15 protein-coding genes are annotated in these 17,338 nt (G+C 66.0%); 12 read left to right on the top strand and 3 right to left on the bottom strand.

What is annotated here, in order from left to right:
* Positions 1-74 precede the first annotated feature (74 nt).
* From BWQ92_RS20725 to BWQ92_RS20745, 5 genes are all read left to right on the top strand, one after another.
* Complete coding sequence (locus tag BWQ92_RS20725) at positions 75-1,175, top strand: PhoH family protein (RefSeq protein WP_076802834.1); 1,101 nt, start codon at positions 75-77, stop codon at positions 1,173-1,175.
* The gene (gene ybeY, locus BWQ92_RS20730; RefSeq protein WP_076802837.1) at positions 1,159-1,632 is read left to right on the top strand and encodes an rRNA maturation RNase YbeY; all 474 of its coding nucleotides are present in this window, start codon (positions 1,159-1,161) and stop codon (positions 1,630-1,632) included. Before BWQ92_RS20725 ends, ybeY begins: the two co-directional genes overlap by 17 nt.
* Positions 1,629-2,972 (top strand): hemolysin family protein, encoded by a 1,344-nt coding sequence (locus BWQ92_RS20735; protein WP_076802839.1) that lies wholly within the window; start codon positions 1,629-1,631, stop codon positions 2,970-2,972. The genes ybeY and BWQ92_RS20735 overlap by 4 nt, the downstream gene beginning before the upstream one ends.
* Complete coding sequence (gene era, locus BWQ92_RS20740; RefSeq protein WP_076802841.1) at positions 2,956-3,915, top strand: GTPase Era; 960 nt, start codon at positions 2,956-2,958, stop codon at positions 3,913-3,915. Before BWQ92_RS20735 ends, era begins: the two co-directional genes overlap by 17 nt.
* A gap of 126 nt (positions 3,916-4,041) precedes the next feature.
* Entirely contained in the window at positions 4,042-5,622 is a 1,581-nt protein-coding gene (locus BWQ92_RS20745) for an LCP family protein (RefSeq protein WP_172804319.1), read from the top strand.
* 64 nt (positions 5,623-5,686) lie between these two features.
* Here the strand turns inward: BWQ92_RS20745 and BWQ92_RS20750 are convergent, their stop codons facing one another.
* On the bottom strand, positions 5,687-7,639 hold the full coding sequence (locus BWQ92_RS20750) for a M13 family metallopeptidase (RefSeq protein WP_076802842.1): 1,953 nt from the start codon (positions 7,637-7,639) through the stop codon (positions 5,687-5,689).
* Between the two features lie 251 nt (positions 7,640-7,890).
* Between BWQ92_RS20750 and leuA the strand changes: the two genes are divergently transcribed.
* The 3 genes from leuA (at position 7,891) to BWQ92_RS20765 (ending at position 11,277) form a co-directional block, all read left to right on the top strand.
* Entirely contained in the window at positions 7,891-9,630 is a 1,740-nt protein-coding gene (gene leuA / locus BWQ92_RS20755; protein ID WP_076802845.1) for a 2-isopropylmalate synthase, read from the top strand.
* A 73-nt stretch (positions 9,631-9,703) separates the two neighbouring features.
* Complete coding sequence (recO, locus tag BWQ92_RS20760) at positions 9,704-10,453, top strand: DNA repair protein RecO (RefSeq protein WP_076802846.1); 750 nt, start codon at positions 9,704-9,706, stop codon at positions 10,451-10,453.
* Between the two features lie 2 nt (positions 10,454-10,455).
* Entirely contained in the window at positions 10,456-11,277 is an 822-nt protein-coding gene (locus BWQ92_RS20765; protein WP_076802847.1) for an isoprenyl transferase, read from the top strand.
* 3 nt (positions 11,278-11,280) lie between these two features.
* Here BWQ92_RS20765 and BWQ92_RS20770 read toward each other — a convergent pair whose 3' ends face one another.
* A complete protein-coding gene (locus BWQ92_RS20770; protein ID WP_076803872.1) occupies positions 11,281-12,270 on the bottom strand; it encodes an alpha/beta hydrolase in 990 nt (329 codons plus the stop codon).
* Positions 12,271-12,359: 89 nt separating this feature from the next.
* Here BWQ92_RS20770 and BWQ92_RS20775 point away from each other — a divergent pair, with 89 nt between their 5' ends.
* Positions 12,360-13,436 carry a quinone-dependent dihydroorotate dehydrogenase gene (locus BWQ92_RS20775; protein ID WP_076802848.1) on the top strand — a complete coding sequence of 359 codons (1,077 nt, stop codon included), beginning with the start codon at positions 12,360-12,362 and terminating at the stop codon, positions 13,434-13,436.
* Positions 13,437-13,552: 116 nt separating this feature from the next.
* On the opposite strand, the gene BWQ92_RS20780 is transcribed toward BWQ92_RS20775, so the two are convergent.
* On the bottom strand, positions 13,553-14,143 hold the full coding sequence (locus tag BWQ92_RS20780; protein WP_076803873.1) for a DUF3043 domain-containing protein: 591 nt from the start codon (positions 14,141-14,143) through the stop codon (positions 13,553-13,555).
* Between the two features lie 129 nt (positions 14,144-14,272).
* Between BWQ92_RS20780 and BWQ92_RS20785 the strand changes: the two genes are divergently transcribed.
* The 3 genes from BWQ92_RS20785 (at position 14,273) to ctaC (ending at position 17,337) form a co-directional block, all read left to right on the top strand.
* Positions 14,273-15,736, top strand: coding sequence for a dipeptidase (locus tag BWQ92_RS20785; protein WP_083706383.1), 1,464 nt, complete (start codon positions 14,273-14,275; stop codon positions 15,734-15,736).
* Between the two features lie 156 nt (positions 15,737-15,892).
* Complete coding sequence (locus BWQ92_RS20790) at positions 15,893-16,282, top strand: HesB/IscA family protein (protein WP_076802850.1); 390 nt, start codon at positions 15,893-15,895, stop codon at positions 16,280-16,282.
* A 182-nt stretch (positions 16,283-16,464) separates the two neighbouring features.
* Positions 16,465-17,337 (top strand): aa3-type cytochrome oxidase subunit II, encoded by an 873-nt coding sequence (ctaC, locus tag BWQ92_RS20795; protein ID WP_076802851.1) that lies wholly within the window; start codon positions 16,465-16,467, stop codon positions 17,335-17,337.
* Position 17,338 lies beyond the last annotated feature (1 nt).

Raw genomic sequence — 17,338 nt, forward strand, 5'->3', positions numbered from 1 at the left:
GCTGGCGTAAGATGTAAGGACGCAAACGAGTTATATTCCGAACTGGAGGAACCGAAGGCCCGAGGGCCGTCACCATGACTGAATCAGCAAACGGAAAGCGCCGCCTCAACACGGGGGACCGCACCACGGGTGAATTCCCCCATACTCTCCCCGGTGTCCGGACGGAGGTGGTCATCTTCGATAACTCTGATCAGATGGTGCAGTCGCTGGGTAGCCACGACGAAGCCCTCCGCTTTATCGAGGACCAGTTCCCGGCCGTCAGTTTCCACGTCCGCGGCAACGAACTCTCCATCAACGGACCCGCGGCCGACGTTCCGCGGATCATGCGGCTGCTCAACGAGGTCCGGGGACTCGTGGCCCGCGGGACCGTGATCACGCCTGCAGTCCTCCAGCAGCTGGTTTCGATGCTCCGGAGCCAGTCGCTGCAGAATCCGGTGGAGGTGCTGACCCACGACATCCTGTCCAGCCGCGGCAAAACCATCCGGCCCAAGACCCTGAACCAGAAGAACTATGTGGATGCGATCGACTCCAACACAGTGATCTTCGGGATCGGCCCCGCAGGCACCGGCAAGACCTACCTCGCGGTGGCCAAGGCGGTGCAGGCGCTGCAGCAGAAGGAAGTCAGCCGGATCATCCTCACCCGCCCCGCCGTGGAAGCGGGCGAACGGCTCGGGTTCCTGCCCGGCACGCTCAGCGACAAGATCGATCCGTACCTGCGGCCGCTGTACGACGCGCTGCACGACATGATGGATCCGGAGTCGATTCCGCGCCTGATGGCGGCCGGGACCATCGAAGTCGCGCCGCTCGCCTACATGCGTGGCCGGACGCTCAACGACGCCTTCATCATCCTTGACGAGGCGCAGAACACCACGCCGGAACAGATGAAGATGTTCCTGACCCGCCTCGGCTTCGGCTCCAAGATGGTGGTCACCGGCGACGTCACGCAGGTGGACCTTCCGTTCGGGACCCGCTCCGGCCTGCGCATCGTCGAGGAGATATTGACCGGAATCGACGACGTCAGCTTTTCCGTTCTGGACGCCGCCGACGTCGTCCGCCACCGCCTGGTGGGGGACATCGTCAACGCCTACAGCATCTGGGATGAAGCACAACGCAACCGGGTCAAGCATTCCGTGCCCCGGGAACGACGGGAGAGCACGCATGAGCATCGAAGTTAACAACGAATCCGGTGTCCAGGTGGACGAGGCCCGGCTGGTGGCGCTGGCACGGTTCATCTTCGAGCAGCTGTACATCCATCCGCAGGCGGAACTGTCCATCCTGCTGGTGGACGAGCCTGCGATGGAAAAGCTGCACATTGAGCTCATGGATGAGCCCGGAGCCACCGACGTGCTCTCCGTGCCCATGGACGAGCTGACCCCGGGAACCCCGGACAAGCCCACCCCGCAGGGCATGCTCGGCGACATCGCGATCTGTCCCCAGGTGGCCGAGGTCCAGGCGCGCAACGCCGGCCACTCCACCCAGGACGAGATGCTGCTGCTCACCACGCACGGAATCCTCCACCTGCTCGGCTATGACCACGCCGAACCCGAGGAGAAGGCAGAAATGTTCGGCCTGCAGCGCGAACTGCTGACGGCATTCACCGGCAAAGAAGCACCGGCCGAGACCACCCAGTGACCTCACTGCTCCTTGTCTGCATGGCGCTGGCCTTTCTCGGTGCCGCAGCGCTGCTGACTGCTGCCGAGGCTGCCTTCAGCTTTCTGCCGCGCCACGACGCCGAGCAGGCGGTCCAGGGTAGCCAGGGCCCGGCGCTGCGGAGGATCCTCGAACAGCCAATGACGCACATGCGGGCCCTTCGCTTTTGGCGGATCTGGTTCGAGACGGCCTCCGCCGTGGCTGTTGCCGTGCTGCTCTACAGCCTGCTGGACAACGTCTGGCTGGCCGGGCTGGCAGCCACCGGCATCATGGCGGTCCTCGGCTTCGTGCTGGTGGGTGTTTCCCCGCGCCAGTTGGGCCGCTCGCATCCGGCCGCTGTGGCCCAGTACTCAGCGTCCCTGGTCCGGTTCCTCGCCTGGGTCCTCGGGCCGATCCCCGCGTGGCTGGTCCGGCTGGGCAGCGCCGCGGCCCCGGGTTCGCCCAACGGGGACGACTCCTACTTCAGCGAGGAGGAGTTCCGCGAGCTGGTTGACCGGGCCACGGAGTCGGACATGATCGAGGACAACGAGGCCGAACTCATCCAGTCTGTCTTCGAGTTCGGTGACACCCTCGTCCGCGCCGTCATGGTGCCGCGCACGGACATCCTGACCATCGACGCCGGCTCGAGCCTGCACAGCGCCATGTCGCTGTTCCTGCGGTCGGGCTATTCCAGGATCCCGGTCATCGGCGAGAACACCGACCAGATCCTGGGCATCATCTACCTCAAGGACGTGGCCGCCGCGATTCACGGCCTGGACCCTGAAGCCGAACCTCCGGTCGTGGACGCGCTGGCCCGCGAGGTCCGCTACGTCCCCGATTCGAAGCCGGTCAGCGACCTCCTACGGGAACTGCAGAAGGAATCCACCCACGTGGCCATCGTCATCGACGAATACGGCGGAACGGCCGGGCTGGTGACGCTGGAGGACCTGATCGAGGAGCTCGTGGGGGAGATCGTGGATGAATACGACTCCGAGAGCGCCGCCGTAGTCGATCTGGGCGACGGCACGTACCGCGTGAGCGCCCGGATGGGCATCGACGACCTCGGCGAGCTGTTCGGCATCGAACTGGACGACGACGAGGTGGACACCGTGGGCGGGCTGCTGGCCAAGGCCCTGGGGAGGGTCCCGATCGTGGGCAGCGCGGTGGATCTCGACGGCGTTTCGCTGCGCGCGGAGCGGCTGGAGGGCCGCCGGAACCGCGTCAGCCACATCATCGCAGCCGTTGCCCCCAAAGACGCCGTTCCAAACAACACTGACCTTGAAGAACTTCTCGACGAGGCCGAACCAATGCAACAGGGAGTTCCACGTGAGCAAGCAGAATAAGGCCGACGGCGGCGAACCGTTCGGCGGGTACCATGCCGGATTCTCGGTGCTGGTGGGCCGGCCCAACGCCGGCAAGTCCACCCTCACCAACGCGCTGGTGGGCAAGAAGGTGGCCATCACCTCCGCCAAGCCGCAGACCACGCGGCACACCATCCGCGGCATCGTCCACCGCGAGGACGCCCAGCTGATCCTCGTGGACACCCCCGGCCTGCACCGGCCACGCACGCTGCTAGGCAAGCGCCTGAACGAACTCGTCGCCGACACGCTGGCGGAAGTTGACGCGATCGGGTTCTGCATCCCCGCCAACGAGAAGATCGGCCCCGGCGACAAGTTCATTGCCGCCCAGCTCGCCGCCGTCGGCCGCAAACCGGTGATCGCCCTGGTCACCAAGGCCGACCTGGTGGACAAGCAGGCCCTCACGGAGCAGCTGCTGGCCGTCGCCGAGCTCGGCCGGGAAGTGCTGGGCGAGGACGGCTGGAAGGACATCGTTCCGGTCTCGGCCGCCGACGGGTTCCAGGTGGGAACCGTGGCGGACGTCCTGATCAGCCACATGCCGCCGTCGCCCCCGCTCTACCCGGACGGCGAGCTGACCGATGAGCCGGAGGCTGTCATGGTCGCCGAACTCATCCGGGAGGCGGCGCTGGAGGGCGTGCGCGACGAGCTGCCGCACTCACTGGCTGTGGTGGTCGAAGAGATCGTGCCGCGCGAAGGCCGGACGGAGGACAACCCGCTGCTCGATGTCCGCGTCAACCTCTACGTGGAGCGCCCCTCGCAGAAGGCCATCATCATCGGCAAGGGCGGAAGCCGCCTGCGGGAGGTCGGCACCAACGCGCGGAAGGGCATCGAGGCACTCCTGGGCACCCGGATCTACCTCGACCTCCACGTCAAGGTGGCCAAGGACTGGCAGCGCGATCCCAAGCAGCTGGTGAAGCTCGGGTTCTGACCCGCCCCGCCTGCCTTTCGGGGCGCAGGCCTGCGCGCCGGGCCGGGAACGCCGGATTTCCGGCGTTTTCCCAGAAACGGCCACTAAAATGAGCCGGATCCCATTTTTTCGAGGAAGGTACACCCTGTGGTGCGACGCCGCGACAACCGCGCCCAAGGACCGGGCACACCCGCCCGTTCCGAGCCAGCTGCCCGGCATGCCGAGGACGCCCGCCTGGGCGCAGCCCGGCACCTGAATCTCCACCACAAGCCCACATGGCTCAAGGTGACCACCGCCGTCGTGGCCGTGGTCCTGGCCGGCGGCCTCGCCTTCGCGGGCTACTGGTACTTCAGGCTGCAGTCCAACATCTCCACGTCCGCGCTCGGCGCCGGAAGCAGCCGCACCGACAGCACTGACGACGCCACCGGCAGGCTGCAGATCCTGATCCTGGGTTCTGACACCCGTGACGGCAAGAACTCGAATTACGGCAGCTCCGAGGACTCCACGGGGTACGGCAACTCTGACGTCATGATGCTCATGGACATCTCGGAGGACAACAAGCGGGTCAACGTCATCAGCTTCCCCCGGGACCTGCTCGTGGACATTCCCAAGTGCACCGACCAGAAGACCGGGAAGCAGTACCCGGCCCGCAGCGGCATCATGATCAATGAGGCGATGAAAGAGGCCGGCATCGGCTGCGCCGTGGACACCGTCAACAAGCTGACCGGCATGGAGGTGGACCACTTCATGATGGCCGACTTCAACGCCGTCAAGGAGCTCTCGAACGCCGTGGGCGGCGTTGAGGTCTGCATCAGCGATGCCGTCTACGACCCCGACTCGCGGCTGCGGCTGCCGAAGGGCACCTCCCAGGTGCAGGGTGAACAGGCGCTTGCGTTCCTCCGCACCCGCCACGCGTTCGGCGACGGCGGCGACCTCGGCCGCATCAAGGCCCAGCAGGGATTCCTGTCCTCGCTGACCCGCAAAATCAAGGATGACGGCACCCTCAGCAACCCGGCGAAGCTGCTGAACATCGCCGACGTCATCACGAAGAACCTCACCGTCGATGACGGGCTCTCTTCGGTGCCGGCCATGATCACCATCGCCAACCGGCTCAAGACGATCGACGTCGGCAAGGTCGCGTTTGTTGCATTGCCCACCGTCCCCGCCACGAGCGACCCCAACCGGCTCCAAGCCGCACAGCCTGCGTCCTCGCAGCTGTTCGCTGCCCTGCGGAAGGACGTCGACCTGACGGACCCGGACGGGGGGGCAGCCCCGTCACCGTCAGCGACACCCAAACCCTCGGCCACCTCCTCGCCGTCGGCCTCACCGAAGCCGACCAAGCCCGCGGCCCCGTATGACAAGGCGCTGCAGCCGATCACGGTGGCAAACGGGACGGCAGACGCGGCCAGGATGCAGGAAATCGTCGAGGCCGTTGTTGCCGGCGGCTTCACCCAAGTGGGGCAGCTGGAGGCCGACACCACCGAAAAGACCATGGTGTACTACGGGCCGGAGTTCGCGGACGTCGCCGCCGACATAGCAGCCCTGTTCGGTATCCCGGCCGCCCAGGTGGCGCCGTCTGCGGGCGTCTCGGGAGTGCAGCTGTACCTGGGGACCGACTTCGCGTCCGGAACCAAGTACGGCAAGACCACGGTGCCCAAGGACATCGTGAACCAGACCGCCAGCGACACCGTCTGCCAGCAGGCAAACCCCGAGCTGATTACCCAGTAAGCAGCAGTCCGGACACAAAAAAGCCGGGCCGCCCCGAACGAGGGGCGGCCCGGCATTTTTGCGTTTACCAAATGCTGACGCGCTCCGCCGGTGGCATCCACATGCCGTCCTCCTCCGTCACACCGAACGCGGCGTGGAAGGAGTCAAGGTTCTTGGCGATGGCGTTGGTACGGAACTCGTTGGGGGAGTGCGGGTCCGTGGCCAACCGCCGGATCGCCTCCTCGGTGCGGATCACCTGGCGCCAGCCGGCCGCCCAGGAGGCGAAGAAACGCTGCTCGCCGGTCAGCCCGTCGATCACCGGCGGTTCCTGGCCGTCAAGGCTGAGGCGGTAGGCCTTGTGCGCAATGGTGAGGCCGCCCAGGTCGCCGATGTTTTCGCCGAGCGTGAGCCTGCCGTTGACGTTGTGGCCCGGCGCAGCGTAGGGGGAGAGCGCGTTGAACTGGTCCACGAGGCGGCTGGTCAGGGCCTCGAAGGCCTTCCGGTCGTCCTCTGTCCACCAGTTGCGCAGCTCGCCCTTGCCGTCGAACTGGGAGCCCTGGTCATCGAAGCCGTGGCCGATTTCGTGCCCGATGACGGCCCCGATGCCGCCATAGTTCACGGCGTCATCGGCTTCGGCGGTGAAGAACGGCGGCTGGAGGATGGCCGCCGGAAACACGACCTCATTCAGCATCGGGTGGTAGTAGGCGTTGACGGTCTGCGGCGTCATGAGCCACTTGTTGTGGTCTACGGGCTTGCCCACTTCGTCCAGGTGCCGGTCGACGTCGGCGTTGTGGGCCCGTTCGACGTTCCCCAGGAGGTCGGCGGGGTCGATCACCACAGCCGAATAGTCGATCCATTCGTCCGGGAAACCGATCTTCGCGCGGAAGGCCCCCAGCTTGCGAAGGGCTTCCGCTTTGGTGTCCTCGCCCATCCAGTCCAGGGCGCTGATGCTCTGCCGGTACGCCTCGATCAGGTTCCCCACGAGCGTCTGCATGCGGGCCTTGTGGCCCTCCGGAAAGTGCCGGGCGACGTAGATCTGGCCAACTGCCTCGCCCAGAGCGGCCTCGACGACGGCGACGCCCCGCTTCCAGCGGTCCTTGTTCCGCGGGGTGCCGCTGATGGTGGTGCCGTAGAAGGCGAAGTTCGTCTCGACGAAAGCGGACGAGAGGTAGGGGGCTGCCGAGTTGATGACCCGCAGGGCAAGCCATTCCTGCCACACGGGCAGCGACTCGGAGTCCAGCAGCGCGGCGGCACCGGAGAAGAAGTCAGGGGTGCTGACCACGATCTCCTGCCGCTTGTCTTCTGCGATGTCCGCGGCCTCAAACCAGGTGTCCAGCAGGGGGAACAGCTCCCGGGCCTCATCCGCCGATTTCAGGTTGTAGGTCTTCTGCGGGTTCCGCAGCGTGACGTTGTCCCAGTGGTGCGAAGCAAGGGCGGTTTCCAAAGCCACCACCCGGGCTGCGGCGGCTTCGGGATCGGCCACGCCGGCCAGGCCGAACATGGTGCCCACGTACTCCCGGTAGGACTGCACTACAGAGGCAAATTTCTCCTCGCGGTAGTAGGACTCGTCCGGCAGGCCCAGGCCGCCCTGGCCCGTGTACAGGAGAACCCGCTCGGGATTGCCGGCATCGGGTGCCGGGTAGATGTAGAAAAGTCCTGACACATCAGCGCGGAAGAGCCGGCCCGCCAGTGCCAGCAGTTCGGCAACACTGCTCGTGCCGAAGATCTCGGCCAGGCGTCCGCGGATGGGGTCCAGGCCCTTGGCCTCGACGGCTGCCTCATCCATGAAGCTGCTGTAGAGGTCGCCGATTTTCCGCTCAATGCCGCTGGCCTCGGAGCCCTTTGCCGCGGCCTCCTCGATGATCTCCCGGACTGCCAACTCGGAGCCGTCGCGCAGGGCGGTGAACGTCCCTTCCAGCGCACGGTCGTCAGGGATGGTGGTCTCCTTCAGCCAGGCGCCGTTCACGTGCTGGTAGAGGTCGTCCTGTGGCCTCACGCTGCGGTCGATGTTTGACAGGGCGATCCCCGAAATTGGCACAGGAGCTCCTTCGATGACGGGCTGCTGCCGGCACTGTCACCGGCGCAGCGTCTGCATGGTGGACGTTGCTGGAGGTGTTGCCCCTTCATCTTACGCACGCGTGTTACTGTGAAATGGTGCGTGCAGAGCTCCTTCTTCTTAGCTGCCGCGGCGAGGCCTCAGACGCGATCTAGCGCAAGGCCCACCCTCGTCGCGGAGTTTGTGTTGCCCGGCCACCCTTTCACTCAGGAATCACAGAAAAGGCCAGATTAATGCGAAACGCACAGAAGCCCTCGGGCATGCCGATCCACCGCTACATCCCCTTCCAGGACCAGATCAAGGTTGATCTGCCGGACCGTACCTGGCCGGACAAAATCATCACCACCGCGCCGCGCTGGTGCGCCGTGGACCTGCGGGACGGCAACCAGGCACTGATCGACCCCATGAGCCCGGCCCGCAAGATGAAGATGTTCGATCTGCTGGTCCGGATGGGCTACAAGGAGATTGAGGTCGGCTTCCCGTCCGCGTCCCAGACCGACTTCGACTTCGTCCGCCAGCTGATCGAGGGCAACCACATCCCGGACGACGTCACCATTCAGGTCCTGACCCAGGCCCGCGAACACCTCATCGAGCGGACCTACGAGTCCTTGGTGGGCGCCAAGCAGGCCATCGTGCACCTGTACAACTCCACGTCGGTCCTGCAGCGCCGCGTGGTGTTCAACCAGGACGAGGACGGAATCCTCGACATCGCCCTGCAGGGTGCCCGCCTCTGCAAAAAGTACGAAGAGACGCTGGGTGACACCCACATCACCTACGAGTACTCTCCCGAATCCTTCACGGGCACGGAGCTGGAGTACGCGGTGCGGGTGTGCAACGCCGTCGCCGACGTCTTTGAGGCCTCCGCCGACCGCCAGGTGATCATCAACCTGCCGGCCACCGTGGAGATGGCCACCCCGAACGTCTACGCGGACTCCATTGAGTGGATGAGCCGCCACCTGCACCCGCGCGAAGGCATCATCCTCTCCCTGCACCCGCACAACGACCGCGGCACCGGCGTGGCCGCGGCCGAGCTGGGCTACCAGGCCGGCGCCGACCGCATTGAGGGTTGCCTGTTCGGCAACGGTGAGCGGACCGGCAACGTGGACCTGGTGACCCTGGGCCTGAACATGTTCGTGCAGGGCATCGACCCGATGATCGACTTCTCCGACATCGACGAGGTCCGGCGCACCGTGGAGTACTGCAACCAGCTGCCGGTGGCCGAGCGGGCACCCTACGGCGGCGACCTCGTCTTCACCGCATTCTCCGGCTCCCACCAGGACGCCATCAAGAAGGGCCTCGAAGCCCTGGAGAAGGATGCGGCGGCTGCCGGCAAGGACGTCAGCGACTTCACCTGGCAGGTGCCCTACCTGCCCGTGGACCCCAAGGACCTCGGCCGCAGCTACGAAGCGGTGATCCGCGTCAACTCCCAGTCCGGCAAGGGCGGCGTGGCCTACCTGCTCAAGAGCGAGCACAGCCTGGACCTGCCGCGGCGCGCACAGATCGAGTTTTCCGGAGTCATCCAGCGCCGGACCGACACCGTGGGTGGCGAGGTCAGCGGTGCCCAGCTGTGGCAGCTGTTCCAGGACGAATACCTGCCGTCCTCGCAGGCGGAAAGCCAGTGGGGACGGTACTCGCTCGGTTCTGTGAAGACCGAAACCGACGAGGACGGTTCCATGACCCTGCACGCCTCCCTGGGCGTGGACGGCACGCACGTCAGCCGCACCGGCACCGGCAACGGACCCATCGCCGCGCTGCTGGACATCCTCGGCCAGGACGGCGTGGACGTGCGTGTTCTGGACTACAGCGAGCACGCCCTGTCCGAAGGCGGCAGCGCCCTCGCCGCCGCCTACGTCGAATGTGCCGTTGGAGAGCGCGTCCTGTGGGGTGTCGGCATCGACTCGAACACCAGCACCTCTGCGCTGAAGGCAGTCATCTCCGCCGTGAACCGGGCCATCCGGGACGCCCAGGCCTGAGCTTCCTGACAGCTGCGCCGCCGGTCCGCACCGGCGGCGCAGCCGTTTTGATGAGTCAATGGGAAGATAAAGCGTGGTCCAATCTTTCGCAGCGCGCAGCTACCGCGACGACGCCGTGGTGTTGCGCACCCACAAGCTGGGCGAGGCGGACCGGATCATCACCCTGCTCACCAAGCACCACGGCCAGGTCAGGGCGGTGGCCAAGGGAGTCCGGCGGACCACCAGCCGCTTCGGTGCCCGCCTGGAGCCTTTCATGGTGGCAGACCTGCAGCTCGTGTCCGGCAAAACCCTCGACATCGTGACCCAGGCCGTCGCCAAGGGCGCCTACGGGGGCAACATCGCCGCCGACTACGCCCGCTATACAGTGGCTGCGGCCATGACCGAAACCGCCGAAAAGCTCACCGACGTCGACGGTGAAGCCGGGACCGCGCAGTACAACCTGCTGGTCGGCGCCCTGGCCTCGCTGAGCCGTGGGGACCACGCACCGGAGCTGATCCTGGATTCGTATCTGCTGCGGGCCCTGTCCACCGGCGGCTGGGCGCCCAGCTTCACCGACTGCGCGCGCTGCGGCGCGCGGGGGCCGCACACCGCCTTCTCCGCCCCGCTCGGCGGCATGGTCTGCGGCGGCTGCCGCCCGCCCGGGTCGCCGGCGCCGGCGCCGGAGACGGTCACCCTGCTGGGCGCGCTGCTCACCGGGGACTGGCCGACGGCGGACGCTTCCCTTCCGGTCCACCGCCGGGAATCCGCCGGCCTCGTGGCAAGCTATCTGCAGTGGCACCTGGAGCGTGTCCTGAAATCCCTCAAGCATGTGGAGCGTACCTAACAGTGTCCTTGGGAAAGAAGACGAGTCCTGCCCGGCGCCGTACCGCACCTGTGGTTGCCCCGTACCCGCATACCTCGGGGGCCGTTCCGCCGTCGATTCCGGCCGAGTTCGTGCCCAGACACGTGGCGATCGTGATGGACGGCAACGGCAGGTGGGCCAACCAGCGCGGCCTGCCGCGCATCGAGGGCCACAAGGCGGGGGAGCCTGCACTGCTGGACGTCGTGGCCGGGGCCATTGAACTCGGCATCGAATACGTCACCGTGTACGCGTTCTCCACCGAGAACTGGCGCCGGTCACCTGAGGAGGTGCGCTTCCTGATGGGTTTCAACAAGGAGGTGCTGCGCCGCCAGCGGAACCAGCTTGATGAGTGGGGCGTGCGGATCCGCTGGTCCGGGCGGCGTCCCCGGCTCTGGGGTTCGGTCATCCGCGAGCTTGAGGAGGCGGAGGCATACACCGCCGGAAACAGCACCTGCACCCTGACCATGTGCGTGAACTACGGCGGCCGGGCGGAAATTGCGGACGCCGTGTCCGCCATTGCCCAGGATGTGGCCGACGGCAGGCTCAAGCCCGGCGCCACCACCGAGAAGACGATCCAGAAGTACCTCGACGAGCCGGACCTTCCCGACGTCGACCTCTTCCTCCGCAGCTCCGGCGAACAGCGCCTGTCCAACTTCATGCTGTGGCAGTCGGCCTACGCCGAGTTCGTCTTCCTGGACACCCTGTGGCCCGACGTCGACCGGCGCACCCTCTGGGATGCCGTGGAGATTTATGCCAAGCGGGACCGCCGGTACGGCGGCGCCGTGGACGCCGCCCAGGCACTTTAAGCTTCAGCCCGCCTGCCCCTTGAGCCACCGGGCCAGCCGCGCGTAGGCATCGGCGCGTACAGCGGCGCCGGAGAGGAACACATCGTGAAGGGCGCCGTCGATGCGCTCCACGGTGACGCTCCTGCCCAGCGACATGGCACGGGCGGCAATGGTCTTGACGTCCAGCACAGCGTCAGTCCGGCGCATTTCCTCTTTCCACACCATGCCGTTCTCGCTGGCGGCCGACAACAGCACCAGAATGGGGACCTCGATGTCCAGGCCGCGCGCCACCTTGGCCTGCCCGGCCAGGATGGCGCTGAGCCAGGCGGCGCGCACGGGAAAGGCCAGGGGCGGACGGTAGGCATTGTCCAGGGTCCACTCGCCTCCAGCGGAACTGCTGATGCTCCGCCAATAGAAACCGCGCTCGGGCAACCTGAGCACAGCGTCCGGCCGAAGTCGGGCGATCGGCTCCACCATGGTCCACGCCGCACGCCGCAGCATTGCGCTGCGGTGCATTTCCAGCCACGGGCTGTTCAGCACGAGTTGGGTGACTGCGCCCTGATTGCGGCTGGCCCAAAGGGCTGCCACAAGGCCACCCGTGGAATGGCCCATGAGCGTGAGCTGCACGGGTGCTGCACCGCCGGACCCGCCGATCATGCCGACGGCGGTGCCGATTTCGGCGTCATAGTTGCCCAGATCGGCGACGTAGCCGCCGTGCGTGCCCGGCTGCAGGCTGCGGCCATGGTTGTGCATGTCCAGGGCAAAAAAATCGAATCCCTGCGCCTCCCAGAACTGTGCCAGCTCAATATTGAAGAAGTAATCGCTCCAGCCATGCAGGAAGAGGACCGCCCGGCGCGGGCCGGCAGGACTGACGTCCGGTGCTTTCAGGGTGTCCGTGGCGGCCGGTGAAGTGTACCTGACCAGGGTTGCCCGGCGCCGGACGCCGTCCCCGCCCACAGCGTCAAAAGGACAGGACTCAAAGCCCGGCCCCAGAATGTCGCTCTGCCACTCCATGGCACCAGCGTAGGACTTTTCAGTCCCGGCCATGTGGTGTTGTGTCAGCCCGGTTTGGTCTGCACCGCCGGAGACGGAAAACTAGAGGCATGCGCGTATACCCCACTTTTTTCAGGCTGGCCTTTTCATGGATGGACGCCGAACGCGCCCACAAAATCGGTTTCAAGGGGATCCGGCTGGTCCATGCCGTGGGTGCGGGACGGGGGCTGGAACGGTTTACGGCACCGCCGGCGTCGCTGCAGACGAACGCGCTCGGCCTGACCTTCCCGTCACCGTTCGGGCTGGCCGCCGGCTTCGACAAGGAGGGCCACGGCATCGAGGCCCTGACGGAACTGGGATTCGGCCATATCGAAGTGGGCACCATCACCGGCCAGGCCCAGCCCGGCAACGAAGAGCCCCGGCTGTTCCGGCTTATTGAGGACCGGGCCGTCATCAACCGGATGGGGTTCAACAACGACGGCGCCGCCGCCGTGGCTCCGCGGCTCAAGGCCGCCCGGGCTGCGCTGCAGCGCCGGCACACCCGGGTGCGGCCCGTAATCGGCGTGAACATCGGCAAGACCAAGATCGTCGAGCTTGAGGACGCCGTCGAGGACTACCTCATCAGTGCCCGCAGCCTGGCCCCCGCGGCTGACTACCTCGTGGTTAACGTCAGCTCGCCGAACACACCCGGGCTCCGGCTCCTGCAGAACGTGGAGACGCTCCGGCCGCTGCTGAAGGCAGTGGGGGAGGAAGCGGACAAGTCCGCCGGCCGACACGTTCCGCTGCTGGTCAAGATTGCTCCCGACCTCACCGACGAGGACATCGACGACGTCGCCCGGCTGGCTATGGACCTGGGGCTCGACGGCATCATCGCCACCAACACCACCATCGGCCGCGAAGGGCTCACCGCCGCAGCGGACAAGGTGGAGGACTGCGGTGCCGGCGGCCTGTCGGGTGCCCCGCTGAAGAACCGCTCGCTGGAGGTGCTGCGGCGGCTGAAGGCGGTCACCCAGGACCGGCTGACACTGATCTCGGTGGGCGGCGTGGCAACGGCCGGCGACGTTCAGGATCGGCTGGACGCCGGCGCCACCCTGGTCCAGGGCTACACGGCCTTCCTGTACGAGGGGCCGTTCTGGGCCGCCCGGATCAACAGGGAACTTGCCAAGAGCCGCCGCGGGGCCCGCTAGCACAGGCGTCGAGCACGCGCGTTAAACACAACAGCCCGGCGGTTATACCGCCGGGCTGTTGTGTTAGGTCCGGGACCGTCCCCTGCCACACCGCGCGGCAGGAGGAAGTTGCGGAATCAGGACGGGTACTGCCCGCGGCGGACCTGGGGCTTGGGCAGGCGAAGCTTGCGGAACTGCAGTGAGCGCATGGAACCGTACCAGACGGTGCCGCGCTCAACTTCGCCGAACTTTGCGGCAAGGCGCTTGCGGAGCTTGCGGGACAGGATGAACACGTCGACGAAAACGGCCAGGAACATAACCCAGAAACCGCCCAGCACGTAAATCATCATGTCGCTGCTGGCTGGCACGACGAACGAGACGATGACGAACACCAAAGCGCCGAACATAAGGTACTCACCCAGGCTGAAGCGCGCATCCACGTAGTCCCGGGCAAACCGCTTCTGGGGGCCCTTGTCGCGGATCGGCAGGAAGCGTTCGTCACCGGTGTCCAGTGCCTGGCGCACTTTCACGCGCTGCTCCTGGGCGGCGGCACGCTCTGCTTCCTTGGAGGCCTTGCGGTCCACCGGCACGAGGGGGCGCTTGCGGGCCGCTTCCTGTGCTTTGCGCTTTGGTGTGGGTGCGCCTTTGCCCGCTAGTGCGGCTGCTTCGGCAGCCTGCTGGTCAACTACATCCTGCGCCGCTGGCGCTTCCTTTTTACGTCCGAACACCACAACAGAATACCTTGGCGGAGTGTGCCCCCGGTCATGCCCGGGCGCGCCCGGCCGGGCATGGCGGTGCCGCCCGGCGGCCGGGGCTGCGATATTTGTTGTGGCGTGTGACACAGGTAGTGTTTGGCCATGACTACATTCCCCGCGGCGACCCCGCAGCAGTACGGCGCCCAGCAATATGGAGGGACAGTGCAATATGACGGGACAGTGGCCGGCATCGACACAGAAGCCCTGCGCGCTGCCGTTGACGCGGATTTTGGCACCACAGTTGCGCACCTGAAGGACCTGGTGGCCATACCCGGCATTGCATGGCCCAGCTTTGACCCCGCCCCGCTGGCCGCCAGCGCTGAGGCGGTCGCCGGGTTGGTGCGCGCTGCCGGCATCGCCGACGTGCGGATCCTGCGGTGCGACAAGGAGGACGGCACCCCCGGCGGGCCCGCCGTTGTGGCCCGCCGGGAAGCTGCGCCCGGCAAGCCAACCATCCTTCTCTACGCCCACCACGACGTCCAGCCACCCGGCGATCCGGCGCTGTGGGAATCCGAGCCGTTCACCGCCGTCGAACGCAACGGGCGCCTCTACGGGCGCGGCGCCGCGGACGACAAGGCGGGGATCATGGCGCATGTGGCCGCCTACGGCGCCGTCACCCGCGTGCTCGGTGACGAATTCGGGCTTGGCGTCACCCTCTTTATCGAAGGTGAGGAAGAGGCAGGCTCGCCCACCTTCAGGACGTTTCTGGAAACGCACCGCGAACTGCTCCGGGCCGACGTCATTGTGGTGGCCGATTCCAGCAACTGGAAGGTGGGCGTGCCTGCCCTCACCACGAGCCTGCGAGGACTCGTTGACGGAACCTTCGAGGTGCAGGTCCTGGACCACGCCGTGCACTCGGGCATGTTCGGCGGGCCGGTGCTCGATGCCCCCACGCTGCTTTCCCGACTGATCGCCACACTCCACGACGACGACGGCAGCGTTGCAATCGCGGGTCTGGTGAGCCGGGATGAAACCGCCGTGGACCTGACGGAGGAGGAGTACCGGGCGGATTCGTCAGTACTCGACGGCGTGAGGCTGGCTGGCACGGGAAGCATCGCGTCCCGGCTGTGGACCAAGCCGGCCCTGTCGATCATCGGCTTCGATGCGCCGGCGGTCAATGTCGCCTCCAACACTCTGCTGCCCAGTGCCCGCGCCAAATTCAGCCTCCGGCTCGCCCCCGGCCAGGATCCGGCGGAGGCCATGGAGGCTGTGCGCCGGCACGTGGAAAGCCACGCGCCGTTCGGCGCCAAAGTCACGTTCACGCCGGGGGAGAGCGGCAACGCCTTCCAGACCGACACCGGGTCCGCAGCTGCCGGCTTCGCCATGTGGGCCCTCGGCGAGGCATGGGGAGTCCCGGCGGTGGAAATGGGGATCGGCGGTTCCATTCCGTTCATCAGCGACCTGACAGAGTTGTACCCCGGGGCCCAGATCCTGGTGACGGGCGTGGAGGACCCGGATTCCCGCGCCCACTCCGCCAACGAGTCCCTGCACCTGGCGGATTTCCGCAACGCTGTGGTGGCCGAGGCGCTGCTGCTGGCCCGGCTGAATATCGAAGGCCTGGGCTGACCGGCTGGCGGGAACAACGATGGCCGGCTGAGGGTTACGCCTAAGTTAGAGCTCCGCGCAGGATCGACGTAGCATTAGCTATAGCCCGTACCGTTTCCGTAAGGGCAAGCACCGTGCAAGCGGGGCAGCCACAACCGTCGTTAGTAAGGTAGGCCAATGAGCACTACGACCAATGAAAACAGCATCGAGCCCGCCGGCACGGCCAGTGAGGAACTGGCGAGCCACGAGGTTCAGCTGACGGACGTTGCCGCAGGCAAGGTCCGCAGCCTCCTGGAGCAGGAAGGCCGCACCGATCTTCGCCTCCGCGTGGCTGTGCAGCCGGGCGGCTGCTCCGGCCTCATTTACCAGCTGTACTTCGACGAGCGCCTCCTTGACGGTGACGCGGTACGCGACTTCGACGGTGTCGAGGTTGTCGTCGACAAGATGAGTGTGCCGTACCTCAGCGGTGCCAGCATCGACTTTGAAGACACCATCTCCAAGCAGGGCTTCACCATCGACAACCCGAATGCGGGCGGCTCGTGCGCCTGCGGTGACTCGTTCCACTAACGGGCCAAACAGCCCTCTCTGTACCTCTTGGCGGCGCCGGTGAAAACCGGCGCCGCCACACGGTGGGGACATGTGGGCGAAAACCTGCGGGGAGCGGTAAGCTCTACACCGAGTAGTAAAACTTTTAGTGTGCCCGGGAAGCTTTTTGCCCTGGCAACAGCAACAAGTAGGAAGGGCCGTCTGTGAGTTCGCAGAACCGAACCGGCAGCCGACGCAAAACGATCACGATGATCACTGGCTTGGCAACTGCCGGCGCGTTGGTTTTGACTGGATGTTCGCCAGAGGTAGAGAAGGGGTGGCTGCCCACCGAGCGTGGCACCACCAATCACACTGACCGCATCATGGACCTCTGGGTCAACTCATGGATTGCCGCCCTCGTGGTGGGCATCATCACTTGGGGCCTGATCGTCTGGTGCCTCGTTGCCTACCGCCGCCGCAAGGGCACCGTGGGCTTCCCGCGGCAGACCAGCTTCAACCTGCCCCTTGAGGTCTTCTACCTGACGATCCCGCTCTTCATGGTCCTGGTGTTCTTCTACTTCACCGACCGTGACCAGCAGGCGATCGATGACCGCTCGCAGCCGGCCGACGTCGTAGTGGACGTCCGCGGCAAGCAGTGGGCATGGGACTTCAACTACAAAAAGGGCGAGGTCATCACTGAGGACGTCTACGAAGCCGGCGTCCAGGCACACCTGACTGGCAAGGAAGTGGACAAGGAGAAGCTCCCCACCCTCTACCTGCCCGTCAACAAGTCGGTTGACCTGGAACTGAACGCGCGCGACGTCATCCACTCCTTCTGGGTTCCTGCATTCCTGCAGAAGAGGGACATGATCCCGGGCAAGACCAACTACATCCGGTTCACCCCCACCAAAGAGGGCACCTACGACGGCAAGTGCGCCGAGCTCTGCGGTGAGTACCACTCCGAAATGCTGTTCCGCGTCAAGGTTGTTTCCGAGTCCGAATTCCAGGCTCACATGAACGAGCTCCGCCAGGCCGGCAACACGGGCCTGCTCGGCGTTGAGTATGACCGCAACCCGAACCTGAACCCAACGAAGTAAG

It is taken from the genome of Arthrobacter sp. QXT-31, from assembly GCF_001969265.1.
Classification (GTDB): Bacteria; Actinomycetota; Actinomycetes; order Actinomycetales; family Micrococcaceae; genus Arthrobacter.